This is a genomic window from Herbaspirillum sp. UBA812 (assembly GCF_002296545.1).
Taxonomy (GTDB): Bacteria; Pseudomonadota; Gammaproteobacteria; order Burkholderiales; family Burkholderiaceae_D; genus Herbaspirillum; species Herbaspirillum huttiense.
In genome coordinates, this window is record NZ_DBIC01000005.1 from 6,781 (window position 1) to 8,466 (window position 1,686).

General features: G+C 62.8%; 2 protein-coding genes and 1 pseudogene. 2 read left to right on the forward strand and 1 reads right to left on the reverse strand.

What is annotated here, in order from left to right; genetic code table 11:
* Positions 1-599: pseudogene (locus tag B3873_RS00195) on the reverse strand (methyl-accepting chemotaxis protein); the annotation flags it as partial.
* Here B3873_RS00195 and B3873_RS00200 point away from each other — a divergent pair.
* Complete coding sequence (locus B3873_RS00200; protein WP_157845735.1) at positions 592-810, forward strand: hypothetical protein; 219 nt, start codon at positions 592-594, stop codon at positions 808-810. The pseudogene B3873_RS00195 and the gene B3873_RS00200 overlap by 8 nt on opposite strands.
* Positions 811-923: 113 nt before the next feature.
* On the forward strand, positions 924-1,686 hold a 763-nt coding region (locus tag B3873_RS00205; RefSeq protein ID WP_286863448.1), incomplete at its 3' end, for an MFS transporter.

The window sequence follows — 1,686 nt, forward strand, 5'->3', positions numbered from 1 at the left end:
GCCCGCGCCAATTCGTAGCGCGGATCGTGGAGCAGGCGGCGAGCCTGTTGCAGCGGGTCTTCGCGCAGGGCCGCATCAATCAGGACGCGGTCCCGCGTATGCCGGCGCACCAGTTCCATGGCGCGCAACTCGATGGCCAGTACCGCACCGGACCGGCTGCGCACTTCCTCCACCTTCGCCATCTCGTCGCGGCTGAAGCCGGCTTGCTGCATCAGCTCGCCAAGTGGCACGATCACCGCGCTGTCAGGGCGCGGCGGCCGGCCATCCGCATCCACCAGGTCCCAGTAGATGCGCTCGTAGTGTTCCGGGCGGGGGCGGCGGCCGTCACGGATTTCCGCGATGGCCTGATATTGGCGTTCGGCCTGGTACTCACCGGTAGCCACGAAGCTGCGCGCCAGGCGGCTCAGGTCGTCGGCACCCTGGCGCAGCTCGGCCACCAGCCGCTGTGTCTGTTCACGCCGCTCACTGGCGATAGCCACGCGGTCTTCGGCTTCCGACGCTGCCACTGACAAGGCAATGAGCAGCGCCAACAGCAAGGCGACCACCACGCTCAAGGCGGACACGATCTGCCGCATGGAAAAATATTTGTAAATGGACATGCTCCCCTCGCTGATTCGACTGAAGATGCCGTGCCCGGGCCTGCGCGCCTGGCGGCGGCGTCTCGGCGGGAACGGCAAGCGGACGATACGTGGGCAGCCCGTCCTTGTGCGCGAGGGGCCAGATATGCTGAACGAATCTCGAATTACTTCGTTTTTTATCTCGAAATTATTTGAATTTCTCTCTAAAACTATCCGTTTACTTGCAAAATAATTCGGCTCTTTTTTCTACTATCAGAGACAGTCTTCCAACGAAAGAGCGAGCGCCAGCAGAAAAACGCACCAAGGTTCACAATAGCGGTCTTTGCCATGCAGCATCCGCTCTCCATGAACCCTGTCAGTCCCGCCACACGGCCTGTGCCGCGCCATCCGCCGAATCACCCGAAGTTCCTGCTGTTCCTGATCTGCGCCTTTGCCTCGGCGGGCCAGCTGGCCATCGACTTGTACGTGCCGGCCCTGCCGCAGATGGCGATCGACTACGGCACCTCGGCCCAGGCCATCCAGACCAGCGTGACCGGCTACCTGATCGCCTACGCCTTTGGTCAGCTGGCGTTCGGGCCGTTGGCCGATGCCTGGGGCCGCAAGCGCGTCCTGATGCTGGGGCTGGGCCTGTTCACGCTGGGATGCGTGCTGACGCTGCTGGCCCCCAACCTGGAAACCTTCGTCGCGGCACGCGTGCTGCAGGGCTTCGGCATTGCCGCCACCAATTTGCTGGCCAAGGCCATCATCACCGATTCCTTTGTCGGGCAAACCCTGGTGCATGCCTACACCTACATGGCCATTGCCTGGGGCCTGGCACCGATCATTGCACCGGTGATCGGGGCACACCTGCAGGAAGCCTTCGGCTGGCGTTCCTGCCTGGTGTTCCTGCTGCTGTATTCGTTCGCGATGTGGGCCATCCTGTGGCGCTATCGGGAAACTTTGGCCGAGCCGGTGCACCTGCATCCGGCCACCCTGCTCAAGAATGCGCGCATGGTGCTGGCCAGCCCGGTGTTCCAGAGCTGTTTCCTGGCCCAGGGGCTGTGCTACAGCATCCTGCTGGTGTTCAACATCGTCGGTCCATTCATGGTGCAGAACACGCTGCGCCAGC